Raw genomic sequence first — 26,860 nt, 5'->3', positions numbered from 1 at the left:
CCAGGGAGGCGAAGGCGCCCGGGTGCAGGGCCCCGTCCGGCTTCGGGTCCCGGGGGTCGTAGCTTGCGTCATGCGCGCTGGTGAAGGCGTGACTGGCTCTGCCTGACTCCAGGAGTCGTTCTGTTCCGACGGAGATTCCCCTCCGTCCATCAGACGCGGGACTTCTTGCTCTCCGGCGAGGCCGCGCTGGCGGGCTCCCCCTGGGCCAGCGCCTGGATGGCCTGGATGCGCCGCTCCGCCTCCTGGGCGTCGAGGAAGATGTGCAGCATGTCGCGGATGCTCGGCAGCGCCTTCGCCAGCGTCACGGGGGTGAGCATCTGCGGCTCCACGCCGGCCTTGCGGCACGCACGCGTCATGGTGGACGGGGCGATGACGGGCGACAGGCCACAGCGCGCCACCAGGGCCTCGAAGAGGGAGCCATGGATCCCTCCGGGGGACGGCGTGTGCGCGGCCGGGGCGGCGGGCACGGACACCACCGGGACGACGGGAATGGCCGGGGTATGGGCCGGGGACGGAGCCGCCATGGCCTGCTCGGACTCGGCCCGGCGCCGCAGCTCCGTGCGCACCTGGGCGCGCAGCACCTCGATGTCCTCCGTCTTGGAGCAGAAGGCATCCACCTTCACCGCCAGGGCCTCGGAGATGAGCTTCGCGTCGAAGCCGGCCGTCAGCCCCACCACCGCCACATGGGCCGTCCCGGGTAGGGTCCTCACGGCGCGCACCCACTCCGGTCCCTCCAGCCCCGGCATCTCCAGGTCCAGCAGGATGCAGTCCACCGGCTGCGCCTCCAGCAACCGCATGGCGTCGTCGCCGGACTCGGCGATGATGACGTCGTGGCCGTCCTTGCGCAGCGCATCCGCGGCGCGGTGGCGGAAGTCGATGCGGCCGTCCACCACCAGCACCCGGCGCCGCCGCCCGGCCGACACCAGCCGGGGCGTGCCATCCGAATCCGGCAGCTGCGTCAGCTCGTGGGCGCGCCGCACCACGTAGGCCGAGTCATAGGGCTTGCCCACGTAGTCGTTGGCACCGTGGGACAGGCCCTTGAGCCGCTGGATGACCGCCGCCTCGGTGGACAGCATCAGCACCGGCAGGTTCGCCGTGCGAGGCACCCGGCGCAGCTCCTCCAGCAGCTCCACGCCGTCACCATCCGGCAGCAGCATGTCCAGGATGAGCAGGTCGAACTCACTCTCGCTCAGCGCCTTGCGGGCGACCGCGAGGCTCTCGCACAACGTGGTGCCAAAGCCAGCGGTGCTCAGCACCCCGCGCAGGTCCGCCCGGACCGTCACGCTGTCGTCCACGATGAGCACACGTGCCTTCATGACAATCCTTCCCTGGCCCCCCCGCGAGAGAGCGCCGCCAGCAGAGGAGGAATCTCCGTCAATCCCACCACGTGCTGCGCGGCCCCCAACCGGATGGCCTCTCGGGGCATTCCGAATACCACGCAGGTGGATTCATCCTCCACCACCGTGGGGGCCCCCGCGCGTCGCATCGCCGACAATCCCTCGGCCCCGTCCCGCCCCATCCCCGTCAACAGGCAGCCAATGGAGGCCGCCCCCAGCTCGCGGGCCACCGACTCGAAGAGCTCGTCCACCGAGGGACGGCACGAGTGGCGCTCCGGCCCGTCCACCAACCGCAACCGCCCCCCCCGTACCACGAGGTGCCGGTTGCCCGGTGCCATCCGCACCACCACCCGGCCCGGCATCGGCAGCGGCTCCCCGTCCACGGCACTTCGCACCGACAGGCCACTTTGCGCCTCCAACCACTCGGCCATGGCGGTGTCGAAGTGCTCGGTGATGTGGAGCACCAGCAGCACCGGCAGGGGGAAGCCCGGAGCCAACGAACGGAGGATGTGGCGCACGGCCGCGGGCCCTCCGGTGGAGGCCCCCATCACCAGCAACCGGGGCGGCACGACGGGGGGCTGCACGCGCGGTGGCGGCGCGTGTGAACGGGCCTCCTCCGTCCGCAACCGGGCCCGGACGTGGGTGATGACGCGCACGCGCGCCGCCACCCGCACCCGTGACACCAGCGTCTCCATCCACCGCGAGTCCAGGGTCCCCGAGGGCTTGTCCACCGCGTCCACCGCACCCGCGGCCAGCGCGTCCAACGTCCGCAGCCCCTCCGTGCGATTCTCGGTCGCCGAGAGGACGACAATGGGCGTGGGGCAGTGGGCCATGATGAGCTCGGTGGCCCGGAGCCCATCCACCTTCGGCATGACCAGGTCCATCGTCACCACGTCCGGGCGCAGGCGCTGGCACTGCTCGAAGGCCTGCTGACCATCGGAGGCCTCCCCCACCACCTCGTACGACGGGTCGAACGCGAAGGCATCCGCCAGCCGGCGGCGCACCGTCAGCGAGTCATCGACGATGAGGACCCGCAGGCGGCTCATTCTGCCCTCCGCCCGGAGGCCGTCAGACGGGCGACCGTGTCCAGGAAGCCGTGCTGCTGGAACTCGCCCTTGACGATGTAGGCCGACACGCCCGCCTCGCGGCCGCGCCGCTTGTCCTCGTCGGTGGCCAGCGAGGACACCATGAGCACGGGCAGCGCCTGAAGGGAGGGCGTGGCGCGGATGCGCCGGGTGAGCTCCAGCCCGCTGATCCCCGGCATCTCCACGTCGACGATGGCCAGCGAGTGACCGCCCCGCCGCGCCTTCTCGAAGCCCTCCTCGCCCGAGGCGGCCAGCTCCACCTGATAGCCCGCGGCCTCGAGGATGCTCTTCTCCAGCATGCGGGTGGTGACGGAGTCATCCACCACGAGGATGAGGTGCCGCCGCGAGGGCTTGACCTGGGGAACCCCGCCGGAGGAGCCCGCCTGCACCCGGCGCACCAGGCCAGCCGCGTCCAGCAGCAACAGGGGGAGGCCCTGCTCGTCGAAGCTGGCCCCGGCCACCAGCGGCAGGTTGGGCACGGTGGCGGGCAGTGGCCGGCTCACCCGGCGGGAGATGCCCAGCAGCTTCTCCACCCCCACCGCGGCCCGGCCCGCCGTGCCCGCGTCGAGCACCAGCACGGACCAGGTGCGTGGCCGCTGCGCGCTGCTCGTGCCGCCCAGCGCGTCCACCAGCGGGAGGAAGGGCAGCGCCTCGCCCTCGTGGGAGATGCAGGCGCGCGCCCCCGTCCAGGAGACGGCCTCGGCGGGCAGGTGGATGGCGCCGCTCAGCGCCTCCAACGGCACCAGCAGGCGCTGCCCACCGGCCTCCACGCCCAGCATCTCCAACGAGGCCAGCGTGAGGGGGACCTCCAGCGTGAGACAGCTGCCCAGCCCCGGCCGCGAGGTCATGTGCACCTCGCCCTTGAGCCGCAGCACCATGTCCCGCACCACGTCCAGCCCCACGCCCCGGCCGGACACCTCGGTGATGGTGCGGGCCGTGCTGAACCCGGGCTGGAAGAGCAGCCCGAACAGCCCCTGCTCGTCCAGGGCGTCCGCCTCGGAGGCGGAGACGAGCCCCCGCTGCACCGCCACCTGGCGCACCCGGCCCAGGTCCACGCCGCGCCCATCGTCCTCGCACCGGAAGAGGACGCGTCCGCCGCGCCGCTGCACCTTCAAGGAGAAGCGGCCCGTGGGGGGCTTGCCCAGCGCCCGCCGCTCCTCGGGAGGCTCCACCCCGTGGTCCACCGCGTTGCGCACCACGTGCACCAGGGCCTGGCGCACCGCCGCCAGCACGTGCCCGTCGATCTGGATGTCCCCGCCCTCGGCGTGCATCTCCACCTGGCGGCCCAGGGAGGCGGCCGCGTCGCGAGCGGCCAGCTCCAGCGGCCCGAAGAGCGTCTGCGCCGGGACGAGCCGCAGGGTGTGTGCCCCATCCCGCAGGCGCGCCAGCTCCGACTCCACCTGCCCCAGCCCGCCGCCGAGCTGCCGCCCCGCCTTCACCAGCACGGAGCGCAGGCCCTCGGCCGTGGACAGCACGCGCGACAGCCACCGGGCGCGCTCCGCGGGCGAGCCGTTGCTGACCACGGGCGCGGAGAGCTGCTCGATGAGGCTGCCCGCTCCGTATTGCGCCTGTCCGAGCGACTCCACCGCCCCGCGCAGGCCTCCGAGCTGCACCACCGCCTCGGACAGGCCCTCCAGCAGCGTGTCCAGCCGCGCCAGATCCACGCGCACCACCTCGGACGTCGGCGCCTCGGGGAGCGCCAGCGCCGGAGCGCCCTCCTCGGACGGGGCCTCCTCGGGCGGCGGCGGCGGGGTGTCCAGCGCATCCAACTGCTCCGCCATCTGCCCCACCAGGCGCAGGAACTCGCGGATGCTGTCGGCGGGCAGGGACTGGCCAGCCTCGCGGTAGGACGACAGCGCGTCCTCCACGGCGTGCGCCATCTCCGCCATGCGCACCTGCCCCACCACCCGCGCCGCTCCCTTCAGGGTATGCGCGTAGCGGAAGAGCTCCGGCACGGCCTGCGCACCGCCCTCGCCATCGTCCAGCGAGAGCAGGCCCTGCGTGAGCTGTTCGATCAGCTCCCGGGCCTCGATGCGGAAGTAATGGTAGGGATCGCTGTCCAGGCTCATGCGTTGGCGCGCGAGTCGATGATGGCGTTGAGCTGCTGCGAGAGCTGGATGAGCCGGGTGGCCGTCTGCAACGTCTGCGCGGAGCTGGACTCGGCCTGACGCGCCGTCTGCGCCACCTCGAGGATGGCGGTGTTCACCTGCTCCACGGCCGTCGTCTGCTGCTGGGTGCTCAGCTCGATCTCCCGCGCCACGTCCAGGTTGGCGCGCACCAGCTCGGCGATGCGGCGGAAGCTGCCCGCCACGTCACTGAACTGCTTGGCGCTGCTCTGCACCGCCTTGGAGCCGTCCTCGGTGGCCATGATGGTGGTGTTGGAGGCGGCGCGGATCTCCTCGATGAGGACGCGGATGTCCTTGGTGGCGCCGCCCACGCGGTCCGCCAGCTTGCGGATTTCCTCCGCCACCACGGCGAAGCGCTTGCCGTGCTCCCCCGCCCCGGCGCTCTCGATGGTGGCGTTGATGGCCAGGATGTTCGTCTGCTCGGCCAGCTCGTTGATGATGTCCACGATGCCGCCGATCTCCTGCGAGCGCTTGCCCAGCTCCAGCATGTGGTTGACGATGGCGTCCACCTGGCGGCGCACCGTGTCGATGGCCTCCTGGGCGTGCTGCACCGTCTCGTTGCCGGTGCGGGCCGCGCCCGCCGTCTCGTCCGCCACGCGGGCCACCTGCTGCGCGCTGCCGGCGATCTGCCGCGAGGTGGACAGCAGCTCCTTGACGGTGGTGGAGATCTCCGTCGTGGCCGAGGCCTGCTCGCGCGCGCCCGTGGCCTGCTGCGAGGCCGCCGACTGGAGCTCGGCCGAGGAGCCCTGCACCCCCGAGATGGCCGAGCCGATCTTCTTCTGAAGACCCATACCGACGAGGGTGGCGGCCCCGATGACCACCACCAGCGCCACGACTCCGCCCCAGAAGAACACCCGCATGAACGAGAGCGCGTCCGCGTCCATCTGCGCGTCGCCCTCCTGGAGCAGCTTCTCCTCCGACAGGCGCATCTCGGCCACCGTGCCCCGGATGGCTTCCATCATCTCCCTGCCCTCGCTCATGCCGGTGCTGGTCTGGACCGCATCGAAGCCCTTGGTGCGGCGCAGCTCGATGCTGGCCTTCAGACTGGCGAGCTTCCGGGAGATGGCGGGCCGCAGCACTTCCAGGCGCCGGACCTGCTCGGGGTTGCCGGAGACGAGCTCCCTCAGGAGCGACAGCTCCTTGTCGATGCTGGCCTGCGCCTCGTTGTAGGGCGCGAGGAAGGCCTCATCCCCGGTGAGGACGTAGCCGCGATGACCCGTCTCCGCGTCCTTGACGCTGGAGAGGACCCGCTCGAGCCCGGTGATGACCTGATGGGTGCGCCCCACGGTGGTGGCGGCGTCCGTGAAATCCCGGATGCTCTTCAGGGACATGACGACGAAGAGCACGATCAACGCCGAGACCACGATGACCACGGCGGTGAACTGCTGTCCCAACGTCCGATTCGAGAACATCTTCATCATCTCCCCTGCTGGGGGGCGGAGGCCTCCTCCAGCAGCTTTCTCACGAGGGCATCGACATCGAGCACCGGCAACGGCGGGGCGTCCGGCAGCAGGACGCTGGTGCTCAGCAAGGGGTGGGCGGAGGAGGAGCCCCCGCCAGAACGCATCTGCTCACGGGTGGCGCGCAACTGGCCCTCGAAGCCAGCCGCCGCCAGGCCCACGCGCCGGGTACCACCGGCCAGCAGCAACCACCGCGGAGGCTCTCCGGACGAGAGGCCCAGCTGCGCCGCCAGGTCGTGCACGGCGATGAGCTGGCCTCGCAGCCCCACCAGCCCCAGCAACGAGTCCGGACTGCCCGGCAGGCGCACCAGGCGCGGCAGGAGGTGGAGACCCGACAGCTGCCCCAGGCGCACGCCCAGGGGGGCACCGCCCACGCGCAGCCGCAGCAACGCCTCGCCGGGCTCCTGCCGCGGCGCGGGGGGCCGGGAGAAGGAGGAGTCGAAGCTTTCGCGCAGCTCGTCCAGCCGCTGGGCCGCGCGGGTGCGAGGGAGACTCATGGAACCTCCGTACAGGCATGGAGCTCTTGCAGGCCCACCTGCATCAGCCCGTGGCGGCCGAAACCTCCGCCGAAGAGTGACAGATACAACGGCTTCTCCTGGGGCAGCAGAGAGAGGGCCATGCGCAGGCCCACCCGGGCGTCCGCCAGGTCACCGGCCCGGCGCGCCAGTGTACCCGCGCGGAGGTACCCCAGGGCGAAGGTGGGATCCGCACGCACCGCAGCGGCGTAACGGGACCGGGCTCCCACCTCGTTCCCGCTCTGCTCCAGGCACAGCCCCAGCAGGTACTGGGCCGGGGCCTCGGTGGCGCTCGCCGAGGTGAGCTGCCGGCCCAGGTGCTCGGCCGCCTCCAGGCGTCCCGCGTGCAGGTGCAACACCGCCCGCAGCAGCAGGCCCCTGGGTTGCTCCTCCTGGGGGAGCGACTCCAGCCGCGCCCAGGCCTCGGTGTAGCGCTCGGCCTCGAGCAGCCGCAGCACCGCCTCCAACCCGTCCACCGGAGGAGGAGTGCTCGAGCCCCTCGGGAGGGCCACGGCGGAGGGGGGCGGCGGAAGCAGGGGCGGCGCCCGCGAGGAGGCCAGGGTGGGCAACGGTACCGGCAGCCGGCGGTAGTAGAAGGCGTCCCCGCGGCGCAGCAGCTCGAATTCCTCGGAGATGCCCCGCAGCGTCTCGCTGGGCCCCAGGAAGAGGTAGCCGCCAGGGACCAGCGCCTGGGCCATGCGGGCGATGATCCTTCGCGTCACCTCGGGAGGAAAGTAGAGGACGACGTTGCGGCAGAGGATGGCGTGGAAGGAGCCCGGGGCCCAGAAGGCGGGGGCATCCTCCAACAGGTTGCGCTCCTCGAAGATGACCTGATCCCTCACCTGGGGCCGGAGGGCGAACCCCTCGGGGGTCCGCTTGAACCACTGCTCGCGCAGGGCGAGGGGCACGGCGCGCAGGGACCAGGAGGAGTAGCAGGCGCGGCGGGCCTGGGCGATGGCGCGAGGGTTGACGTCGATGCCGAGGATGCGCAGCCGGGAGGCATCCACCCGCCCGCGCTCACGGGCCAGGAGGGCCACGGAGTAGGGCTCCTCTCCGCTGGAGCAGCCGGCGCACAGCACGCGGATGTTGGAGGACTGGCGGAGGAAGGAGGGAAGCACCTCATCCACCAACGTCTCGAGCTGGGTGAGGTGGCGCAGGAAGTACGTCTCCCCCACGGTGAGCCGCTCGGCGAGGGCCTTCCACTCCTCTTGAGCGGACGAGGAGGCCAGCCGCTCCAGGTAGCGCTCCACGGAACCGCCGGCACGCTCCGCGAGCAGCGGCTCCAGCTCACCCCACTGGCCCTTGTCGATGACCAGCCCCAGGCGTTGCTGCACGAGCGCGACGAAACGAGCGATCACGCGCTCCCCTCACCCGAGGAGCTCTCCAGACGGTCCCAGATCTCCTCGGGCAGCAGGTGGGCCGCGCCGAGCACGGCCATCAGCCGCCCATCCAACGAGCCCAGGTGCCGCAGGTGGCCACTGGCGGTGGCGCGCAGCAGCGGAGGCACGGAGTCCAACTGGCCCTCCTCCACCCACCGCAGGCCGCGCACCTCATCCACCTCAAGCGCCAGGCGCCCCTCGGGCACGCGCAGCGAGACGAAGCGCCGGCCGGAGCCGGACAGGACGGCCTGCCCCCCCAACAGCATCGCCAGGCTCACCACGGGCGCCGGGGTGCCTCGCACCAGGCACACGCCACGCACGAAGACGGGCGCGGCCGACACCGGGGCGACCGGCAGCGGCCTCATCGTCTCCTCCACTTCCTCGAGCGGCAGCGCGCACATCCACTCCTGCGCCCTCACCACGAGGAAGCAGCGCGACCCCTGCCTGGGCATGACTCCCCCTTCGGGTTCGATCTCCACACAATCATGCACCTTCAGCGTATGCCAAGGCGAGGGGGAGCAGATGTGCGATGACCGCCTGAATGGTGGCGCGCATGGCTCCCAGCCAGGAAGGAGGGAGGCTGGCGCCGGACTGCATACCCGCACGCACTCTCCGGCACACGCGGACCAAAAACGCTGAAGACTCTCAAAGATTACGCCACCACAGCACGGCGCTCACCGGCCCCCGTTTTGAATCCAGACGGAAAATCCGCATCCGCGTGCGAATCGGCTCACGGACAGCAAATATTGCAAGACATTCGCGTGAAATTCGTATGTCCCCCTCGTAAGAAGCCTCGACATTTCCGACGACATCCGGATAATTGAGAATTGCACAGTAGGTATGGGTGGACAAGGAATCACTCCCACCCACCTCTGGTGACTCAAAAAATGTTTTGAGTTGTGGTCGATGCCGGGTGGCATGAGTCCTCATCCAGGCTGCGGTGAGCTATTACACGCAGGGTCTCACCTTGAAGTAACAGACAGTCATTGCCACCAGGGCCTGCCCACGAGCAGGCCACCGAGTCGAAACCACGGCAACGGGAGCAGACGCGCATGATTCGGATTGGGCGAAGACAGTTCACCGCCGGCCTGGGAGCCTCGCTGCTGGCGAGCCCCCTGTTGGGACTGCTCAGCGGAGAGGCCCGGGCCGCGACCCAGCAGGCCAAACGGCTCATCGTCTTCTTCTCGCCCAATGGGACGGTGCACAACCACTGGCGCCCCACCGGAACGGAGACGGAGTTCGCGTTCCCCGCCGGCGGCATCCTGGAGCCGCTCGCGCGCCACCGCTCCAAGCTGCTCATCTGCGACGGCATCGACTTCGTGGAGGTGGACAACCACGAGGCGGGCATGTCCAACATGCTCACCGGCGGAGGCACGGCGGGCAGTGCCTCCGGAGGTCTGTCCGTCGATCAGTACATCGCGAGCAAGATCGGCCAGGGCTCGCGCTTCCAGTCCCTGGAGTTCGGCGTGCAGACGAGCGCCTGGGGTGCCGCGCGTTCGACGCGTATGTCGTACTCGGCCCCCGGCGTCTTCGCCTCGCCCGAGGACAACCCGCGCAACGCCTTCCAGCGCCTCTTCGGCGCGCTCGGGGGTGACACGACCACCACCGACAAGCTGCTGCGGCGCCGCAAGAGCATCCTGGACCTGGTACGCGGCGAGATGAACGACCTGGCCCAGCGCGCGGGCGCGCAGGAGAAGCAGAAGTTGGATCAGCACCTCGAGGCGCTGCGCCAGACGGAGCGCGGGCTGACCGAGCCCGCGGCGCTGCCCGGGTGCCCCTCCGCCACCGCTCCGACGCCCATCGACGCCATGGCCAACGGGAACTTCCCCGCCGTGGGCAAGGCCCAGATGGACCTGATGGTGAGCGCGCTCGCCTGCGGCATGACGCGCGTGGCCTCCATCCAGTGGGCCCACACCATCGCCCCCCAGGTGTTCAACTGGATGGGGATGGGCGAGGCCCACCACGAGCTGTCCCACAAGGACGACTCCAACACCGCCGGGGTGGCGAACTTCGTCAAGTGCGAGCGCTGGTTCGCCGAGCAGTTCGCCTATCTGCTCGACGCCCTCGAGTCCTACCCCGACCTGGAGGGCGGCGGCACCCTGCTCGACTCCACCCTGGTGCTCTGGGCCAAGGAGCTCGGTGACAGCCGGCTGCACACCTGCCGCTCCGTGCCCTTCGTCATCGCGGGAGGCGCCAACAGCTACTTCCGCTTCGGGCGCTACCTGCGCTTCAACGGGGCGCCGCACCAGAAGCTGCTCACCTCGGTCTGCCATGCCCTGGGCGTCACCATCGACACCTTCGGCGATGTCACCAAGGCCAGCGGCCCGCTCGCCGGGCTCGTCTGACCCCGCCCCCACCTGACCGTCCACCTTCAGATTTAGGAGGCAGGCCCGTGCTCACCTCTCGGCACCTCGCTGCCCTTGGCGCCCTCGTTCTCTCCGCTTCCCTCTCCGCCTGCACCAAGCAGGACGGCTGCCCCGATGACCTGGAGTTCTTCCGCACCAAACTCTGGGAGCCGGTGCTGTCCACGCAGTGCATCGCCTGCCACAAGTCCGACGGCCTGGCGGCCGGGACGCGCCTGGTGCTGCTGCCCCCCAACGAGGAGGGCGCGGTGGAGGCCAACTTCATGACGGTGCGGGGGCTCGCGCGCGACATGAGCGCCGGCGCGCCCCTGCTGGTGATGAAGCCCGCGGGCACCCACCCGAAGGGTCACGGCGGCGGCACGCTCGTGGCCCAGGGCACCAACCGCTACACGGACCTCCAGGCCTTCGCGGACCGCATCAACGGAGTCGCCGGGGCCTGCGAGGCCACCGCCGTGGTGGCGTGCACCCCGGGCCAGGTGGACCCCGCCGCCCGGCGCCGGCTGCGCATGCTCACCCGCTTCGAGTACGACAACACCCTGCGCGACCTCCTCTACCTGAGCTCCGATTGGGGAAAGTCCCTGCCGGCGGAGGAGGTGGTGCACGGCTTCGACAACAACTCGGACGCGCGCGCGGTGGGCACCCTGCTGACCGACAAGCTCCTCAGCACCGCCGAGCAGGCCGCCGAGGCGGCCGTGGTCAACCTGTCCCAGCACGTCACCTGCGAGCCGGGAGAGGCGTGCGCGCAGCAGTTCATCCAGAAGTTCGGCGAGCGCGCCTTCCGCCGCCCGCTGACGGACGGGGAGCGCACCCGCTACCAGTCGCTCTACACGAGCGTGGCGTCGGAGGACGGCTACACCGAGGGCATCGAGGCCGTCATCGCCGCCATGCTCCAGTCCCCCAACTTCCTCTATCGCTCGGAGCTGGGGGAGTACAACAGCAGCGGGAAGTACGTGCTGACGGACTACGAGGTGGCCTCGGAGCTGTCGTACCTTTATTGGGGCTCCATGCCGGATGAGGCGCTGCTCGCCAAGGCGCGCGCCGGGACCCTGCATACGCCGGAGCAGATCTCCGCCGAGGCGCGCCGCATGCTGGCGTCGCCCCGGAGCCGCCCCATGCTCGACCACTTCGTGAGCCAGTGGCTGGACCTGGGCAAGCTCGACCAGGCGCAGAAGGACGCCGTGGCCTTCGAGAGCTTCACCTCCGACATCCGCGCGGCGATGAAGAACGAGACGACGGAGTTCTTCGACCATGTCGTGCGCAGCAGCACCGGCCGGCTCCCCGAGCTCTTCTCCGCCGACTACACGTTCGCCACGGACGCGCTGGTGTCCTTCTATGGCCTGGCGGGGCAGGTGGGCTCCTCGACGGCCAACACCAGCGGCATGCGGATGTGGAACCTGTCCGGCACGGGCCGCAAGGGCATCCTCACCCATGGCAGCATCCTGGCCAGCCACGCCACGCCGCAGACGTCCTCGCCCGTGCTGCGCGGCAAGCTCGTGCGCGAGCGCATGCTGTGCCAGCCGCTCCCGCCGCCTCCCCCGGGCCTCAACGTGCAGCTGTCCCCGGTGGACCCCGATTCGACCAACCGCCAGCGCTTCCAGGAGCACTCGACGAACGCGGCCTGCGCCTCCTGCCACAAGCTGATGGACCCCATCGGCTTCGGCTTCGAGCAGTTCGACAGTGTCGGCCGCTACCGGCCGGCGCAGGCGGACGGGCAGCCCGTGGATGCGACGGGCGCGGTGTGGTCCGCGCCCACGCCCGGCACCGACGGCACCTTCACCGGCGTGGAGGAGTTGCAGAGCAAGCTGGGCGCCAGCGCGGACGTCGCGTCCTGCTTCTCGATGCAGTGGCTGCGCTTCGCCTACGGCTCCTCCGGGGATGACGAGTCCTGCGTGGCCCGTCAGCTCACCGAGCGCTTCCGCGAGGGCGGGCAGAGCATCCCGGAGCTGCTCGTGACGCTGACGCAGCTGCCGCGCTTCACCGAGCGACTGGGAGATCCGGGAACGAAGCCGGGAGGTGGTGGCGGCGGCACGCCGGGCAATGGCGGCGGGGGTGGCACGACCGACCCGGCGGCCTCCGGCAACGTGAAGGTGACCATGCTCCCGCAGGATGACTGGGGGAGCGGCTACTGCACCAACGTCAAGGTGACCAACCCCGGGACGGACACCATCACCTGGCGGGCCACGATGAGCGTGGGAGGCAACCTCACGCACGTGTGGAACGCCACGGCCACGCCTTCCGGGGGCCAGACCACCTTCGTGGGCCAGGACTGGAACGGCCAGTTGGGCCCGGGTGGCAGCACCAGCTTTGGTTACTGCGCGACGCGCTGATTCACCGCGCTTGAACCTCGCGCCTCCTGCCGATAGGGAGGCGCGAGCCCCATGTCCTCCTCGCGCCGTTTGTCCAAGAAAGGGCTCCTCGTCCTCCTGCTGCTCGCGCTCCTGCTCGCCGTTGGCGGGGCCGCGGGGTATGCATGGCTGCAGGGCGAGGACGCACGCGCCCGGGTGCTGGCCCGGGTAGAACCCGCCCTGGAGTCCCGGTTGGGCCCGGTGCACATCGGGAACGACTTCCACGTCGGGTGGACGGGCACGGTGTCCCTGGGACCCGTGGAGATTCCGGGGACGCGGCCCGAGGGCCCTCCCGTGGTGCGCGTCTCGCGCGTCACCGTCCGCATCCGGCGGATGGCCCTGCTCAGGGGCCACGTCGAGGCGAGCCGGGTGGAGCTCGCGGGGGTGACGGTCGAGGCCGGTCCCGACGGGCAGGAGCTGCGGGCCCTCGTCGAACGGGTCCGCGAGGCCCGGAAGGACCGGCGCCCCGCCGCGTCCTCGGACCCGGGCACCTCCCGCGAGCTTCCCCAGGTGGTGCTGAAGAACGTGCACCTGGCCTTCGAGCACCAGGGCCGGAGGGAGTGGGGCCCGTTCGCGGGCCGGGTGCGGGTGGAGGGCACGAAGGAGGAGCCCCGGCTGGAGGCCACGGCCGAGCTGCCCGGAGGCGGGAGCGCGGCGTTGACCGTCGTGCGCGCGGAGTCGGGCCCCTCGGGGACGCTCCGGATACGAGGCGTGCCCGCGGGCCCCCTGCTGTCGCTCGCCGAGCTTCCCCTGAGCGTGGAAGGAGGCACGCTGGAGGGCGAGCTCCAGGCGGATGCCTCCCGCCTCACCTTCTCCGGGGCGATGACGGGCCTCACCGTGGCCAGTCCCCAGCTGGCCCCGGAGCCGGTGGGCCCCTTCACCTTCTCCGCCCAGGGCCGCGTGAACTGGGACGTGAAGAGCCGGAAGGTGGTGCTCGAGTCCCTGCGGCTGACGATGGGTGAGCGCCGTCAGGCGGGCGTCGAGGTGCACGGCGAGACCACCTGGGTGGGAGAGCCCCGCTTCTGGCTGCGGGCGGAGCTGCAACCGCTCTCCTTTGAAGAGGCGCTGACGGCGCTGCCTCCCTCCCTGGTGCCCGACGTCGAGCTGGCGCGGCTGGAGGGCCAGTTCCGGGCCTCGCTGGCGCTCTCCGGTCCGGTGTACCGGCGCCGCGACTGGGCGGTGCAGGCGAAGCTGGAGCTACCGCCGGAGCTGAAGCGCGCGGCCAGGACGGGACCGCTGGCCTGGGTGCGCGAGTCCTTCGACTACCGTCCGTTGACGGCCGAGGGGCGCGGACGGGAGCTGCGCATCGGCCCGGCCAATCCCGCCTACGTGCCCCTGGCCGAGCTGCCGCGTCCGCTGGTGCGCGCGGTGCTGCGCAGCGAGGACGCCGCCTTCTGGATCCACCAGGGCTTCGACTTCGAGTCGCTGCGGAACATCGTGCTGGCGCCCGAGGACGACAAGCTGCGCGGAGGCTCCACCCTCACCCAGCAGCTGGCGAAGAACCTCTTCCTGTCGCGGGAGAGGACGTACGCGCGCAAGGTGAAGGAAGCGCTCCTCACACTGGGGCTGGAGGCCTCGGTGTCGAAGGAGCGGCTGCTCGAGGTGTACCTCAACCTCATCGAGTGGGGCCCCAACGTCTACGGCATTGGAGAGGCGGCGCGGCACTACTTCGACAAGAACGCGCGCGAGCTGAGCATCCGCGAGGCCGCCTTTCTCGCCACCATCATCCCCAACCCGGTGCGCTACCACGGGTACTGCTCCCGGGGAGCGCTCTCGGACACCTGGATGAAGGTCGTGGGTGATCTGCTGACGGACATGTACGAGGGAGGCGACATCAGCGAGGCGGAGTATCAGGAGGCCCTCGCCGCGCCGCTCCCCTTCGCCTGCCAGGCCCGCGCCGAGCCCACGGTCGACTGACGGACGGGGCGCTCAGGCCTCCGCGCGGAGCGTGACGAGGGTCACCTCGGCCGGCACGCCGATGCGGAACGGCAGCCAGTGCCCCGTGCCTCCCGACACGTAGAGCTGTCCCTCCCCGCGCCGGTAGCGCCCCAGCATGTAGTCGAAGGCGAACCGGAACAGCGGCATGCCGAGGAGCGCCACCTGCCCGCCATGCGTGTGGCCGGAGAGCGTGAGCCGCGCGCCCCGCTCCACCGCGAGCGGGAAGAAGTCCGGGTGGTGCGACAGGCAGAGCACCAGCTCGTCCGGAGACGTGCCCCGGAAGGCGACCTCCGCCGAACGCCGCATGCGATCCGCCTTCGCGCTCACGCTGCGGCGCGGCCCGATGGGATAGTCCACGCCCACCACCCGCACCCGGTGCCCGGCATGCTCGAGCACGTGCGCCTCATCCACCAGGAGGCGGACCGGGCCGCCGCGGCGCGCGCTCGCCGCGTACGCCTCGCGGACGGCGGGCAGGCCCCGCCAGTGCTCGTGGTTGCCGAGGATGGCGAGCATCCCGTGCCGCGCCTGGCACATCTCGAGCGCGGCCATCGTCTCGTCGAGCTGCGAGAGATCATCGATCAGATCTCCCGTCATCACCTGGAGGTCCACCCCGGCCTGGTTCATCGCCTCCACGGTGGCGCGCAGGTACTGGGTGTCGATGAACGTGCCGATGTGGACGTCGGTGATCTGTCCGATCCGGAAGCCGTCCAGCGCCGGGGGAAGGCCACGCAGCCGCACATCCACCTCGCGGAGCACGAAGCCGGAGGAGCCGGCCACCATCCCCGCCGAGCTCGTCGCCGCGGCGAACAGCGGCAACGCCCGCCCCGCGCCCACGAGCAGACTCCGCCGCTCCAGGTCGACCGGAGGCGCCGCCACGAGCGCCGCCCCTCCCTCGGTCACCTGCACCACCGGAGCCACGCTCGCGGGGGCCGGCGCACGCCGCTTGAGCAGGAGCGCGAGAGGCCACCCCAGGAGCATCACCAACCCCACCGCGATGAGCCAGCCCGAGCTGAAGAGCTTCAGCGGCAGGCCCACCATCGGTACCACGCCGTGATCGCCGAACCCGAACACCAGCGGAAGGGCAAGGCCCAGAAGCGACAGCCCCGCCAGCGCGAGGAAGGTCTGATGACGCCACCCCTCACGAATGCTCGGCCACAGCCGGCGCAGGACGAAGTAGGCACCAAGGTTGACGAGGGCGGTGAAGAAGAGTCTCCCCATGGGTGCCCGTGCATAACAAAGCCGCCGTCCGGATGCTGGTCGAACGCAGGCCCGTCCACCGGGCGGGCCGCCACGCGAGGGGGGGCGCCGGACTGCCCCAGGTGTCCCCGGACTGTGTGCTCGATCAGACAACCCTGTCCACGATGCTGGGGGTATTGGACGCCGCCCATGCGGAAACCCCTGAAGAGGGGGCCTCTCTAGTATCCTCGGCGCATGTCCAACAGCCTGCTGATCGTCCACGTCCACGTGCACGTCAAGCCCGAGTCCGTGGACGCCTTCCGTGAAGCCACCCTGGCCAATGCACGCGCGAGCGTGAAGGAGCCGGGCATCGCCCGCTTCGATGTCATCCAGGACACCGAGGACCCGACACGGTTCGTGCTCGTCGAGGTCTACAAGAACCCCCAGGCGCCGGCCGCGCACAAGGAGACGGCCCACTATCTGACTTGGCGCGACACCGTGGCGCCCATGATGGCCGAGCCGCGCACGTCCCGGAAATACGTCAACCGCTTCCCCGAGGACGGGGAGTGGTGACATGAGCGTGAGCGGCTTCGAGTTCGCCACCGCCACGCGCATCCTCTTCGGAGCGGGCCGGCTGGCGGAGGCTCCGCGGGAAGTGAAGGCCCTGGGCGGAACCCGGGTGCTGGTGGTCACGGGCAGGGACTCCACGCGTGCCGGACCGCTGCGCGAGGGGCTCGGCCAGCTCGGACTCTCCAGCGTCACCTTCGCGGTGGGGGGTGAGCCCACCGTGGAGCTGGCACGGGACGGGGCGGCCCTCGCCGTGTCCGAGCGGTGTGACGCGGTGGTGGCGTTCGGCGGAGGCAGCGCGCTGGACGCGGGCAAGGCCATCGCCGCGCTGGCCGCCAACGGAGGAGACCCGCTCGACTACCTGGAGGTCGTGGGCCGGGGCCTGCCGCTGACGAAGCCCTCGCTGCCGCTGGTGGCCATTCCCACCACCGCGGGCACGGGCTCCGAGGTGACACGCAACGCGGTGCTGGGGGTGAAGGACGCCCAGGTGAAGGCGAGCCTGCGCAGCCCCCTCATGCTGCCCCGGCTGGCCCTCGTGGATCCGGACCTGCTCGCGGGTGTGCCTCCCGCAGTGCTCGCCTCCAGCGGACTGGACGCGCTCTCCCAGCTCATCGAGCCCTTCCTGTCGGCCCGGGCCAATCCGCTCTCCGACGCGCTCGCCCGCGAGGGAATGGGCCGCTCGGCCCGCTCGCTGCGGCGCGCGGTGTTGGAAGGCCCGGACGCGGCGGCGCGGGAGGACCTCGCCCTGGCGAGCCTCTTCGGGGGCCTGTGCCTGGCCAACGCGGGCCTGGGCGCGGTGCACGGCTTCGCGGCCCCGGTGGGAGGCATGTTCGAGGCGCCCCATGGCGCGGTCTGCGCGGCGCTGCTCCCCGCCACGCTGGAGGTCAACCTGCGCGCGCTGAGGGCCCGTGCTCCCGCGCACCCCGCGCTGCCACGCTTCCAGGAAGTGGCCGTCCTGCTCACCGGGCGGGCGGGGGCTCGGGCCGAGGACGGCATCTCCTGGGTGAGGGAGCTGTGCCAGTCGCTGCGCGTTCCAGGTCTGGGGCACTACGGCCTGATGGAGGCGGACGTCCCCAGGCTCGTGACCCGAGCGAAGGCAGCCAGCAGCATGAAGGCCAACCCCCTGCCCCTCACGGACGAGGAGCTCACGGAGATCGTCGTCCGCTCGCGGTGAGAGAACCCGATGGCCAACAGGATCAGCCGCATCACCGCCTTCGTCGAGAAACACAAGCTCGGCTTCGGCGTCGCGCGCCTCATCATGATGAGCGGCGTGAACGTTCGCAGCTTCGGCCCGAATGATCCGGACCCGCCCGACGCCCTGCGGCGCCTGGAGCAGGCGCTGCCCCAATTGTTGACGGTCCAGGAGCTCAAGGAGCTCCAGAAGCTTCTCTCGGAGGCATGAAGATGACGGTCTCGATCGGAGTTGGAGTCGGAGACGCGGCGGATGTGAAGCAGGCCGTCCAGTCCGCGGTGGAGCAGGCACGCGCGCAGCTCGGAGGAGCACCCGCCCGGGCGGCCTACATCACCTCGACGGTGGACTACGACGCCGCGCGGGTGCACGCCGCCTTCCGGGAGGCCTTGGAGGGGGTGCCCCTGCACGGGGTGACCACGTCGCTGGGCGTGCTCACCTCGGCGGGCGTGCGCAACGACGGCCTCGGCGCGGTGGCGGTGATGCTGGTGGGGGGGACCCCGGGGACGGCCTTCGTGGCCTACTCCACGGAGGCGGACGGGCGCCGGGCCGGAGAAGCCGCGGCGCGGGAGCTGTTGCGCCAGTCCGGCGGGAAGATGCCGCGGGTCATCCTCTTCAACGCCTCACCCGGAGTGGAGGAGGCGATGCTGGAGGGCATCGCGAGCGTCTGTCCGGACGTGCCGTGCCAGGGCGGCAGCGCCGCGGACCATGCCATCGCCGGACAGTGGAGCGTCTTCACCCAGAAGGGAGTGGTTCAATCGGGTGTGTCCCTGCTGGGCCTCTTCGGCGAGGTGCGGATCGGAACGGCGCTGTCCACGCCCTACAGCCCCACGGGGGTGCACGCCCGGGCCACGGGGACGGAGGGCCGGACCCTGCTGACGCTGGATGGCCAACCGGCCGCGCAGGTACTGGGGCGCTGGATGGAGGGCTCCATCGACGATCAGGTGCGCTCGGGTGGCAACATCCTGGCGCAGACGGCGCTGCGGCCCATCGCCGTGCGCCGGAACCTGGACACGCGCGACCACTACGTGACGGTGCACCCGGCCCATGTCCACGCGGACCGGGGAACGGTGGACGTCTTCGCCCGCATCGAGCCCCAGGACGAGGTGTGTCTGATGACCGGCACCGCCGAGGGGCTGGTGGGAGACGTGGCCCACCTCATCGACATGGCGCTGGCGCAGGGCAACCTGACGGCGCGGGACGTGAAGGGCGCGGCGCTCATCTTCTGCGCGGGGTGCGCGGGCGCGCTGGGGCCTCGCATCGACGAGGGCCTGCGGACGTTCTCGCGGCTGCTGCCCGGCGTTCCCCTGCTGGGCCTGTGCACCTTCGGCGAGCAGGGCTACATCCCGGGCCTGGGCAACGTGCACCAGGATCTCTCCCTCAGCCTCACGCTGTTCGCCGACGCGCGAGCCTGAGCGGAGACGTGGCCGGGGCCACCGCGAGGACGCGGTCCGCCCCGCGCGTCAAGCCTCCCCGCGGGTGTCGCGGAGACATCCGAATTCGAGGACTCCGTAAATCTCCGCCGCCGTTACCACACGGCCCGTCACACGGGTGCACTGCTCGTTGCACACTCAACAAGTCCCGAGCCATCCGCGCTATACCTGCTCGGGTCCATGGCTCGTCGCTCTCCCGTGCGATTCTTCCTGGTGCTGGTGGCGCTCACGCCAAGCGCGTGCGCGTGGATTGCTCCCGAGGAGCCCGAGGCGGCCCTGGAGGTGGCGGAGAATGCGTCCGCGCCCGAGGGGCTTCCGGCCTGCATGACGGCGCCCATCGTGACGAACGGCAGCCGCCACCGGATGCGGGTCGCCCTCACCTTCGACGCCTGCACCACGCGCCGCAACGAGTACGACGAGCGCGTCATCCGCACGCTGCTGGAGACCGGCACGCCGGCCACCCTCTTCATCGGTGGCGGCTGGGCGCTGGCCAACCCGGGACGTCTCCAGGAGCTGGCGCAGTACCCGGGCTTCGAGTTCGGCAACCACACCTTCTCGCACCCTCACATGCCCGAGGTGAGGGATGACCAGAAGGTGTTGGAGGAGCTGCAGCGCACGCAGCGGATCGTCTACGAGCAGACCGGCCGCATCCCCAGGTACTTCCGCCCACCCTTCGGCGAGGTGGACAGCCGGGTCGCCTGGCTCGCGTCGCGGGCGTCGCTCGTCACCCTCAACTTCGACCTGCCCTCGGGAGACCCGGATGGGACCATCACCCCGAAGCGGCTGGTGGACTGGGTTGTGAAGAAGGCGACCCCCGGAGCCATCGTGGTGATGCACATGAACCACAAGCGCTTCCCCACCGCCCAGGCACTGCCGGACGTCATCAAGGGACTGCGCAGGCGCGGCTTCGAGCTGGTCACCGTGGGCACACTGCTCGAGGACACGGCCTGGCCCACGTGCAAGCCCTCCGACGAGCCGGTGCGTCCCGTGGTGGCGGAAATCATCCCCTGACGCGGGGCTTCCAGAAGACGAGCTCGCTGACGCCCGGGACGGCGAAGCCCGGGAGCTGGCCCACCTGACGGTACCCGTGCCGCTGGTAGAAGCGCTGCGCGCCCTCATTGAAGTCGGAGGTGAGCAGGAAGTAGCCGCCGGGCGGATCTCCACACCCGGCCTCGTAGGCCGCGAGCAGCTGGGCGCCGAGACCCGAGCCATGGCGCTCCTCCCGGATGGCGAGCGTGCGCAGGTAGGCGCCGGTGCCGAAGGTGCCCCGGGTGAGGAACCAGCACACGCCCACCGGGCCGCTCTCGTCGGTGGCCATGAGCAGCCCCTCGCCGCGCTCGAGCGCGCCGCGGAAGCGGGCGGCCAGGGTGGTGGCATCCAGGCCATAGGCCTTGAAGAGCGGGAGTGGCGCCAGCGCGGCGGCCAGTGCCGGGAGGTCCTCCAGGGTGGCGGGACGGATGACTGCGGGCATTCGGTCCTCTCGGGGCTTCGGGGGCGCCGGGAGATTGGCCCGGAGCGCCGTGCCAGACAACAGGACTCGGGGCTCAGCCCCCGGCGAGCGCGGCCGCGAGCCGGGGGAGCACCTCGCCGGCGCGAGCCTCCACGCGCACGTCCACCAGCTCCTCCCCGCGGCACTCGCCGATGTTGACGAGGCCGATGGGCATGTGGCGATCGACGGCGCGCTGGAGGAAGCGGAAGCCCGAGTAGATGGCCAGGGACGAGCCCACCACCAGCAGCGCATCGCACTGCTCGAGCATCGCGAACGCGGCCTGCACGGTGGGCGGAGGCACGTTGTCGCCGAAGAACACCACGTCTGGCTTCAGCGTCCCGCCACAGCGGGTACACGCGGCGACCTGGAAGGCCCGCACCGCCTCGAGCGGCAGCTCGGCATCCCCATCGGGCAGCAGCTCGGCGGCGCGCTCCGAGAAGCCGGGGTTGAGCGCGAGCAACCGCTCCTGCAACTCCGCCCGGGATTCGATGGCGTCGCAGTCCAGACAGCGCACCCGGGCGAGCGCGCCGTGGAGCTCGATGACGCGCTCGCTGCCGGCGGAGTGGTGCAGCCTGTCCACGTTCTGGGTGATGAGGCCGGACACGTGGCCCTGGCGCTCCAGGGCCGCGAGCGACGCGTGCGCCGCGTTCGGACGGGCCGACGAGAAGCGCGGCCAGCCGAGCAGGCTCCGGGCCCAGTAGCGCGCACGCACCTCGGGCCGGGAGAGGAACTCGCGGTGCTGGATGGGATTGCGGGCACGGGCCCGGGTGCCGGGCCCCCGGTAGTCCGGGATGCCCGACTCGGTGCTGCACCCGGCGCCGGTGAGCACCACGAGCCGGCGGCCCCGCAGCAGCGAGGCCAGGGCGTCGACTCCTTCGTTCGCGGACAGGGCAGACGGTCGTTCCAGGGAGGCGGTCATTCGGGGAAGATCTATAACGCGCCCCTCGCGTGCATGCTGGCCCCAGGCCGGGGGACCGAGCAGCCGGACGTCACGGTGCCTCGTCCAGCACCACGTGCCTCGGCCGCCGGAGGGCATACAGCAGGGAGATCCCCACGACGACACCGCCCGCGATGAGCGGAGCGCGGGCATCCGCCTCACGGCCGAGGACCCTGCCAACGATCATCACCAGACACACCAGCACGCCGGCCGCGGGGACGAACACCGGAACCTCGAAGGCCCCCCGAGGCTCGCCCGGGCGGAGCTTCAGCACCAGCAACGCGCCGTTCACCAGCACGAAGGCGCCCAGCAGCAGCAGCGACGTGGCGTCGGCGAGCTGCCGGATGTCCCCCGCCAGGGCCAGGGTCAGCACGATTCCCAGCAGGACGAGGATGGCGGCATGCGGCGTGCGTCGGACGGGATGGACCCGGCCCAACCAGGCCGGCAGCAATCCCTGACGCGCCATGCCATACAACAACCGGGAGCCCATGACGTAGTTCAGCAGGGCCGTGTTGGCGACCGCGAAGATGCTGATGCCCGTGAAGAGGATGGGAGGAAAGGCGGGCGCCGCCTTGCGCACCACGTCCACCAGCGCGGCCTTCGACTGGCTCAGCTCGCGGTAGGGCAGCACCGACACGGCGGAGATCGCCACCAGGATGTAGAGGCACGTGGCGATCAGCAGCGCCAGGAGCAACCCCAGCGGCAGGGTCGTACGGGGACGCTTCACCTCCTCGGCGACGTTGAGGATGTCCTCGAAGCCGATGAACGAGAAGAACGTCAGCACCGCGCCCTGGAGCAGCAGGCCCGCGGAGATGCCGGCCGCCACGCTCCCCTCCCCCGCCGTGGCTGGCGTCTCGAGGTAGTTCACCGAGCCCCAGTAGCGCACACCCACCACGATGATGATCAGCAGTCCGGTGAGCTCGACGGTTGTACAGAGGATGTTCATCCACGTGCTCTCGCGGATGCCCCGGAAGACGACGAGCGACAGCAGCACCAGGAACGCAACGACCAGGACGCCGGTCGGCAGCCGCACGCCCAGGGACTGCACGTAGCCCGCGATGACACGCGAGCCGGTGGCCATGGACGTCAGGCCAGAGGCCGCCACGCCCAGCCCGATGACATACGAGATGAACGGGGCCCGGAAGGCGCGATGGACGACATAGGGCGCGCCCGCCGCGCGGGGGTAGCGCGAGCCGATGTTGGCGTAGCTCAAGCCCGTCAGCAGGGCGACGAGCATCGCCAGGGAGAACGCCAGCCAGACGGCGTTGCCCATGAGGCCGGCGGCCTTGCCAATCAGACCGTAGATGCCAGCCCCGAGCATGTCGCCCACGCCGTAGACCACCAACGTCGTGAGCCCCATGGTCCGGGCCAGCGCCGGTTGCGAGGAAGGTGTGTCTTCGCCATCCGCCATGACCGGACGTCTTACACGCGGCGGTTGTCCGGTTGACCTGTCTTCACGGCGAGCTGTCAGGAAGAAGCCAGCTCAGCCCCGGTAGGTGGACACGGCTCGCAACTCTTCCCTGGAGAGCTGGCATCATGAATGGCATGAGGAAGGTGCTCTGGCTCGCGGGCTATCTCTGGGCGCTCCCGGTGACACTGGTGGGGCTGCTGTTGACCCTGCCCTTCACCCAGCTCGACTCGGTGGACGACGAGGGAATCCTCCACTTCGTCGTCGTGCCGGACAGTCCACTCGGCTGGTACATGCGCCGCTTCCACATCAACGCCTTCGCCCTGGGCGCAGTGGTGACCTACGCGGGAGCGGACGGCCCGAGGCAGATCCGGCTGATGCGTCACGAGCGCGCGCACGTGGTGCAGACCCTCTTCCTCGGCCCGCTGTTCCTCCCCCTCTACGGCCTCGCCTCGCTGTGGCAGTTCACGCGCGGAGGCCATCCGTACCGCGACAACTGGTTCGAGGTCCGGGCACGCGCGGCGGAGGTGCCGGGCTATCGCGCGCTGCGGCTCGTACGCTGAGCGCCCCGTGTGAGCGTCAGGCCGAGGCCCCGGGAGCCCTGGGCACGACGGGCACGGTGAAGAAGAAGGTGCTGCCGTGGCCCGGCTCGCTGCTCACGCGGATCTTCCCGCCGTGAGCCTCGATGAGTCCCTTGGCGATGGACAACCCGAGCCCGGCCCCGCGGCGGTCACTCCGGTCCAGCTGCCAGAAGCGATCGAAGATGCGCTCGAGCACCTCCGGGGAGATGCCCGGCCCGGTGTCACGCACGAAGAAGCAGACGGCCTCGCCCTCCATCCGGGCACCGACCCGCACCTCGCCTCCGGGCGGGGTGAACTTCAGCGCGTTGCCCAGCAGGTTGGAGAAGACCTGCAGGAGCCGGTCGCGATCCACGAACACCGGCGGTAGCTCTGGAATCTCCCCGAGCACCAGCTGGACCTCTCCGGCCTGCGGGCGCGCCGCCTCGACGGCATCCCGGAGGAGGGCCGCGGTGGGTTGTGGGCTCGGGTTGAGGGACAGCTTCCCCGCCTCCATCCGGGTCACGTCCAGCAGGTCGTCGATCAACCGGCTCATGCGCCGGGCGGAGGAGAGGATCGTCCCCAGCAGCTCCTGGCTCCGCTCTCCCGCCTGCCGCTGCAACAACTGGGTGCTGAGGACGATGGCGTTCAACGGGCTGCGCAGATCATGGGCCACGATGCCCAGCACCTCGTCGCGAGCATGGGTGGCGTGGCGCGCGGACTGGTACAGGCGCGCGTTCTCGACCGCCAGGCTGGCGAGCCTCCCCAACCCCCGCGCGAACTCCAGGTCCGCCGCGTCATAGGCACGCCCGGGAGCGGAGGAGATGAACAGGAGGGCCCCGAGAGACCGCTCGCCCGCCCCGAGCGGGACACACATGAGCGAACGAGGCTCCAGCCGGTGGAGCAGCGAGAGGTGCTCGGGGCTCTGCATCATGGCCGTGAGCTGCTCGGCCAGCACGTGGGGAACGAGCAGCGGCTCCCGGCGCGACATCACCTCGTGCACGAAGCGGGACTGCTGGAAATCGAGGGGGATGCGCTGGAGCGCCTCCGCTACCTCCTGCTGCTCGGGCATGCGGTGGGCCACCTCGGATCGGCGCACCTGCTCGCCCTCCTGCAGGTAGACGAGACACCAGTCCGCGACGGACTGCACCGCGATCCGGGCGATACTGGAGAGCGTCCGCTCGATGTCGAGAGAGGAGGAGAGGATCTCCCCTGCCCTCGCCAGCAAGCGCTGCTCCTCCTCCACCCGCTGGCGGGCGGAGACGTCCCGCAGGATGACCGTCAGGATGCGCCTGCCGTCCACCTCGAGCTTGGAGATGGCGGCTTCGGCGGGAAACTCCTCCCCGCTCTTGCGCAGACCGAGGACGAGCCGGCGCTCCCCCATTCCCCGGGCCTGCTCGTGCCCCTCGACGAAGGCCTGGACGAACCGATGGTGGTTGGCCCTGAAGCGCTCGGGGATGAGCCTGTCGAATGGCTGGCCAAGCATCTCCGACGCGCTGTAGCCGAAGATGGCCTCGGCCCCGGAGTTGAAGATGGTGACGCGCTGCGCCTCGTCGATGGAGATGATGGCATCCACGGCGATGGAGACGATGCCCGCGAACCGGGCCTCCGACGCCGCGCGCTCCGCCACGTTGCGCTCCGCCACCTCCCGTGCGTCCCGGGTGCGGCGGAACTCGCGCACCACGAGCACCGCCTGCGCCACCAGCACCGACATGGCGAAGGGCACCCCCAGCAGGTACACCCCCACCGCCCGGTCAATCCACTGTCGGGCCCCGTCCCGCGCGGAATCCATCTCATCCCGCCGGGTGCGCAACAACAGCTGAAGCTCCTCGTCCGGCGCCTGGCCCGCGAGCACACGCTCCGCGTGCAGGCGCTCGGCATCCAGGGCCCGCTCGGCGGCGACGGTGTAACGACGCAGTGCGTCTCGTTCCCGCTGAACCACCTGGAGCACCACCACCAGCCCCCCCACCGCGATCAACACGGGGATGAGCACCATTGCGGCGGCGGTGGAGACCAATCGGTGCATGTTCCGGCCAGGCGTCGTGCCCCCGGCCCCCCCTTCGACAACAGACACATGGATGGTGCCCATCGCTTCGTACCGTGAAATGGCGCACCGCATCCATGCGACGCCAGGACCACGCCACTGGCGCGTGGGAGACGCTACGGGCTCCACGCTCACTCGTGGCGCACTGCGTTGTGTTTCGTGAGTCTTCACCAGCAAACACTTGGGAGCAGCCTAATCGGGGTTACCGGCCTCCCAATGATTTCTTATTCTGCAATCTTTCTGTTATATCCCTGAAGCCGGCGAATCAGCCGAGCCCCCGACTCACGAAGTAATCCCGACATTCCAGGAGCCGTCATGTTCTCTCGTATCAACGGGCAAGGGGTATCCCTTGCCGTTGCGCTCGCGGCCAGCCTCACGGTGGGCAGCGACGCGCTCGCGAGCACCATCAACCAGAACGTTTCGTGGACCCTCAACCGCAGCGGCGCGACCTCGACGTACCGCGTCGTGGCGTATGGAGATTCGATCTTCGCGGGCTACAACGGCTCGCTGAGCAGCGTGGCGCGGCGCTCGGCGCCGAACGTCGAGGCCGAGTACCTGGCCAAGGACTTCAACGCCAACATCGAGATCTTCCGGCGCACGAAGTCGGGCGCGGTCGCCAGCGACATCTACAACAACAAGATCGTCGCCGAGCGCTCGTACATGCAGACGAGCAACACCCGCGTGGTGATGTTCGAGATGTGCGGTAACGACTACCTGCAGGCGCGCTCCGCGTTCACGGACCAGACGGGCACGTGCAACTATTCCGGCCTGGACACGGCGCTGGCCAACTGCACCTCGTATACGGAGAAGGCCATGCAGGCCATCAACACGTATGCGACGGCGGCCAAGGCGAAGATCGTGATGAACATCTACTATCCGGGCTTCGACGCGGACAACGTGCAGACCAACTGCACGGATCCGGCGACGGGAACCCGGATCAACAAGCGGGGCAAGTTCCTGCCGTACCTGGCCAAGAGCAACTGGCGGACGTGTAGCCTGGCGGAGAAGTACGGCTTCAAGTGCGCGGATGCCTTCGCCGAGTACATGGCGGCCGACTACGACTCGAACGGTGACGGGCAGATCGACCGGGACGCGATCCGCTACCGCTCGGGCGAGACGGAGGCGGCGTACGTGACGCGAGTCACCTCGACGCTGAGCTCGACGCTGCGCGACGCGAACACGCACTTCGCCAACTCGAGCACGAGCTACGACTACATCCAGTCGGACAACACGCACCCGACGTACTACCTGTCGTCCACGGTGTCGGTGGGCTTCTTCGGAGGAACGGGCTCGGGCTCGGGCGGTGCGGACTTCACGGACGCGCAGATCGTGAACGGCCAGAATCCGCAGTGGAACAAGTGGGGCCACGAGCGCGCGGGCTGGATCATGTCGCTGCTGGACCCGGCGGCGCCGTAGCCGAACGAAGCAAGCGGGCAACCCCCCCTGCCCCTCTCGGCCCCACCGCCCTGCCCCACCCCCTCCCTCTCCCTCCGGGAGAGGGTCGGGGTGAGG

22 protein-coding genes are annotated in these 26,860 nt (G+C 70.5%); 10 read left to right on the top strand and 12 right to left on the bottom strand.

The genetic code is table 11. From position 1 onward, the window contains the following. Positions 1–149: 149 nt before the first annotated feature. The 7 genes from NR810_RS17890 to NR810_RS17860 are packed head-to-tail and all read right to left on the bottom strand — an operon-like array spanning position 150 to position 8,354. The gene (locus tag NR810_RS17890) at positions 150–1,316 is read right to left on the bottom strand and encodes a response regulator (RefSeq protein ID WP_257453904.1); all 1,167 of its coding nucleotides are present in this window, start codon (positions 1,314–1,316) and stop codon (positions 150–152) included. Beyond that, positions 1,313–2,383 carry a chemotaxis-specific protein-glutamate methyltransferase CheB gene (gene cheB / locus NR810_RS17885; protein WP_257453902.1) on the bottom strand — a complete coding sequence of 357 codons (1,071 nt, stop codon included), beginning with the start codon at positions 2,381–2,383 and terminating at the stop codon, positions 1,313–1,315. Before cheB ends, NR810_RS17890 begins: the two co-directional genes overlap by 4 nt. Next, positions 2,380–4,491: a hybrid sensor histidine kinase/response regulator gene (locus NR810_RS17880; protein ID WP_257453900.1), complete on the bottom strand. Its 2,112-nt coding sequence runs from the start codon at positions 4,489–4,491 to the stop codon at positions 2,380–2,382. The genes cheB and NR810_RS17880 overlap by 4 nt, the downstream gene beginning before the upstream one ends. Next, the gene (locus NR810_RS17875) at positions 4,488–5,960 is read right to left on the bottom strand and encodes a CHASE3 domain-containing protein (RefSeq protein ID WP_257453898.1); all 1,473 of its coding nucleotides are present in this window, start codon (positions 5,958–5,960) and stop codon (positions 4,488–4,490) included. Before NR810_RS17875 ends, NR810_RS17880 begins: the two co-directional genes overlap by 4 nt. 5 nt (positions 5,961–5,965) lie before the next feature. After that, positions 5,966–6,505 carry a chemotaxis protein CheW gene (locus tag NR810_RS17870; RefSeq protein WP_257453896.1) on the bottom strand — a complete coding sequence of 180 codons (540 nt, stop codon included), beginning with the start codon at positions 6,503–6,505 and terminating at the stop codon, positions 5,966–5,968. Continuing rightward, on the bottom strand, positions 6,502–7,881 hold the full coding sequence (locus tag NR810_RS17865) for a CheR family methyltransferase (protein ID WP_257453895.1): 1,380 nt from the start codon (positions 7,879–7,881) through the stop codon (positions 6,502–6,504). Before NR810_RS17865 ends, NR810_RS17870 begins: the two co-directional genes overlap by 4 nt. Next, entirely contained in the window at positions 7,878–8,354 is a 477-nt protein-coding gene (locus NR810_RS17860) for a chemotaxis protein CheW (RefSeq protein WP_257453894.1), read from the bottom strand. The genes NR810_RS17865 and NR810_RS17860 overlap by 4 nt, the downstream gene beginning before the upstream one ends. Positions 8,355–8,954: 600 nt before the next feature. Here NR810_RS17860 and NR810_RS17855 point away from each other — a divergent pair. The 3 genes from NR810_RS17855 to NR810_RS17845 are packed head-to-tail and all read left to right on the top strand — an operon-like array spanning position 8,955 to position 14,527. Beyond that, positions 8,955–10,247, top strand: a complete 1,293-nt coding sequence (locus NR810_RS17855; protein ID WP_257453893.1) for a DUF1552 domain-containing protein — start codon at positions 8,955–8,957, stop codon at positions 10,245–10,247. 47 nt (positions 10,248–10,294) lie between these two features. Continuing rightward, entirely contained in the window at positions 10,295–12,592 is a 2,298-nt protein-coding gene (locus NR810_RS17850) for a DUF1592 domain-containing protein (protein WP_257453892.1), read from the top strand. A 51-nt stretch (positions 12,593–12,643) separates the two neighbouring features. After that, positions 12,644–14,527 (top strand): biosynthetic peptidoglycan transglycosylase, encoded by a 1,884-nt coding sequence (locus NR810_RS17845; protein WP_257453891.1) that lies wholly within the window; start codon positions 12,644–12,646, stop codon positions 14,525–14,527. A gap of 12 nt (positions 14,528–14,539) precedes the next feature. Here the strand turns inward: NR810_RS17845 and NR810_RS17840 are convergent, their stop codons facing one another. Next, complete coding sequence (locus NR810_RS17840) at positions 14,540–15,766, bottom strand: metallophosphoesterase (RefSeq protein ID WP_257453890.1); 1,227 nt, start codon at positions 15,764–15,766, stop codon at positions 14,540–14,542. A gap of 213 nt (positions 15,767–15,979) precedes the next feature. On the opposite strand from NR810_RS17840, the gene NR810_RS17835 reads away from it, so the two are divergent. From NR810_RS17835 to NR810_RS17815, 5 genes are all read left to right on the top strand, one after another. Continuing rightward, positions 15,980–16,297, top strand: coding sequence for a putative quinol monooxygenase (locus NR810_RS17835; protein ID WP_257453889.1), 318 nt, complete (start codon positions 15,980–15,982; stop codon positions 16,295–16,297). A 1-nt stretch (position 16,298) separates the two neighbouring features. Further along, a complete protein-coding gene (locus tag NR810_RS17830) occupies positions 16,299–17,465 on the top strand; it encodes an iron-containing alcohol dehydrogenase (RefSeq protein ID WP_257453887.1) in 1,167 nt (388 codons plus the stop codon). A gap of 9 nt (positions 17,466–17,474) precedes the next feature. After that, positions 17,475–17,693 (top strand): hypothetical protein, encoded by a 219-nt coding sequence (locus NR810_RS17825; protein ID WP_257453885.1) that lies wholly within the window; start codon positions 17,475–17,477, stop codon positions 17,691–17,693. A gap of 2 nt (positions 17,694–17,695) precedes the next feature. Then, positions 17,696–18,895, top strand: a complete 1,200-nt coding sequence (locus tag NR810_RS17820; protein WP_257453883.1) for an FIST signal transduction protein — start codon at positions 17,696–17,698, stop codon at positions 18,893–18,895. Between the two features lie 198 nt (positions 18,896–19,093). Beyond that, complete coding sequence (locus NR810_RS17815) at positions 19,094–19,924, top strand: polysaccharide deacetylase family protein (RefSeq protein WP_257453882.1); 831 nt, start codon at positions 19,094–19,096, stop codon at positions 19,922–19,924. Here the strand turns inward: NR810_RS17815 and NR810_RS17810 are convergent. The 3 genes from NR810_RS17810 to NR810_RS17800 form a co-directional block, all read right to left on the bottom strand. After that, positions 19,914–20,384 (bottom strand): GNAT family N-acetyltransferase, encoded by a 471-nt coding sequence (locus NR810_RS17810; protein ID WP_257453880.1) that lies wholly within the window; start codon positions 20,382–20,384, stop codon positions 19,914–19,916. The genes NR810_RS17815 and NR810_RS17810 overlap by 11 nt on opposite strands. Before the next feature lie 73 nt (positions 20,385–20,457). Further along, on the bottom strand, positions 20,458–21,321 hold the full coding sequence (locus NR810_RS17805) for an NAD-dependent protein deacetylase (RefSeq protein ID WP_257453878.1): 864 nt from the start codon (positions 21,319–21,321) through the stop codon (positions 20,458–20,460). A gap of 70 nt (positions 21,322–21,391) precedes the next feature. After that, on the bottom strand, positions 21,392–22,750 hold the full coding sequence (locus NR810_RS17800; RefSeq protein WP_257453876.1) for an APC family permease: 1,359 nt from the start codon (positions 22,748–22,750) through the stop codon (positions 21,392–21,394). A gap of 125 nt (positions 22,751–22,875) precedes the next feature. Here NR810_RS17800 and NR810_RS17795 point away from each other — a divergent pair, with 125 nt between their 5' ends. Beyond that, positions 22,876–23,310, top strand: coding sequence for a hypothetical protein (locus tag NR810_RS17795; protein WP_257453875.1), 435 nt, complete (start codon positions 22,876–22,878; stop codon positions 23,308–23,310). Positions 23,311–23,326: 16 nt separating this feature from the next. Here NR810_RS17795 and NR810_RS17790 read toward each other — a convergent pair whose 3' ends face one another. Next, positions 23,327–25,330, bottom strand: coding sequence for a sensor histidine kinase (locus NR810_RS17790; protein ID WP_257453874.1), 2,004 nt, complete (start codon positions 25,328–25,330; stop codon positions 23,327–23,329). Between the two features lie 333 nt (positions 25,331–25,663). On the opposite strand from NR810_RS17790, the gene NR810_RS17785 reads away from it, so the two are divergent. After that, on the top strand, positions 25,664–26,764 hold the full coding sequence (locus NR810_RS17785; RefSeq protein WP_257453872.1) for an SGNH/GDSL hydrolase family protein: 1,101 nt from the start codon (positions 25,664–25,666) through the stop codon (positions 26,762–26,764). Positions 26,765–26,860 lie beyond the last annotated feature (96 nt).

It is taken from the genome of Archangium lipolyticum, from assembly GCF_024623785.1.
Lineage (GTDB): Bacteria > Myxococcota > Myxococcia > Myxococcales > Myxococcaceae > Archangium > Archangium lipolyticum.
This window is presented reverse-complemented; position numbering and strand designations above follow the sequence as displayed.

What these genes read in the sequence shown, in the direction of transcription:
- NR810_RS17830 (WP_257453887.1), top strand. Translation starts at nt 16,299, where the DNA reads ATGAGCGTGAGCGGCTTCGAGTTCGCCACCGCCACGCGCATCCTCTTC.
- NR810_RS17795 (WP_257453875.1), top strand. Translation starts at nt 22,876, where the DNA reads ATGAATGGCATGAGGAAGGTGCTCTGGCTCGCGGGCTATCTCTGGGCG.
- NR810_RS17880 (WP_257453900.1), bottom strand. Translation starts at nt 4,491, where the DNA reads ATGAGCCTGGACAGCGATCCCTACCATTACTTCCGCATCGAGGCCCGG.
- NR810_RS17790 (WP_257453874.1), bottom strand. Translation starts at nt 25,330, where the DNA reads ATGCACCGATTGGTCTCCACCGCCGCCGCAATGGTGCTCATCCCCGTG.
- cheB (WP_257453902.1), bottom strand. Translation starts at nt 2,383, where the DNA reads ATGAGCCGCCTGCGGGTCCTCATCGTCGATGACTCGCTGACGGTGCGC.
- NR810_RS17820 (WP_257453883.1), top strand. Translation starts at nt 17,696, where the DNA reads ATGACGGTCTCGATCGGAGTTGGAGTCGGAGACGCGGCGGATGTGAAG.
- NR810_RS17845 (WP_257453891.1), top strand. Translation starts at nt 12,644, where the DNA reads ATGTCCTCCTCGCGCCGTTTGTCCAAGAAAGGGCTCCTCGTCCTCCTG.
- NR810_RS17890 (WP_257453904.1), bottom strand. Translation starts at nt 1,316, where the DNA reads ATGAAGGCACGTGTGCTCATCGTGGACGACAGCGTGACGGTCCGGGCG.
- NR810_RS17875 (WP_257453898.1), bottom strand. Translation starts at nt 5,960, where the DNA reads ATGTTCTCGAATCGGACGTTGGGACAGCAGTTCACCGCCGTGGTCATC.
- NR810_RS17800 (WP_257453876.1), bottom strand. Translation starts at nt 22,750, where the DNA reads ATGGCGGATGGCGAAGACACACCTTCCTCGCAACCGGCGCTGGCCCGG.
- NR810_RS17810 (WP_257453880.1), bottom strand. Translation starts at nt 20,384, where the DNA reads ATGCCCGCAGTCATCCGTCCCGCCACCCTGGAGGACCTCCCGGCACTG.
- NR810_RS17840 (WP_257453890.1), bottom strand. Translation starts at nt 15,766, where the DNA reads ATGGGGAGACTCTTCTTCACCGCCCTCGTCAACCTTGGTGCCTACTTC.
- NR810_RS17870 (WP_257453896.1), bottom strand. Translation starts at nt 6,505, where the DNA reads ATGAGTCTCCCTCGCACCCGCGCGGCCCAGCGGCTGGACGAGCTGCGC.
- NR810_RS17855 (WP_257453893.1), top strand. Translation starts at nt 8,955, where the DNA reads ATGATTCGGATTGGGCGAAGACAGTTCACCGCCGGCCTGGGAGCCTCG.
- NR810_RS17785 (WP_257453872.1), top strand. Translation starts at nt 25,664, where the DNA reads ATGTTCTCTCGTATCAACGGGCAAGGGGTATCCCTTGCCGTTGCGCTC.
- NR810_RS17815 (WP_257453882.1), top strand. Translation starts at nt 19,094, where the DNA reads ATGGCTCGTCGCTCTCCCGTGCGATTCTTCCTGGTGCTGGTGGCGCTC.
- NR810_RS17805 (WP_257453878.1), bottom strand. Translation starts at nt 21,321, where the DNA reads ATGACCGCCTCCCTGGAACGACCGTCTGCCCTGTCCGCGAACGAAGGA.
- NR810_RS17835 (WP_257453889.1), top strand. Translation starts at nt 15,980, where the DNA reads ATGTCCAACAGCCTGCTGATCGTCCACGTCCACGTGCACGTCAAGCCC.
- NR810_RS17825 (WP_257453885.1), top strand. Translation starts at nt 17,475, where the DNA reads ATGGCCAACAGGATCAGCCGCATCACCGCCTTCGTCGAGAAACACAAG.
- NR810_RS17860 (WP_257453894.1), bottom strand. Translation starts at nt 8,354, where the DNA reads ATGCCCAGGCAGGGGTCGCGCTGCTTCCTCGTGGTGAGGGCGCAGGAG.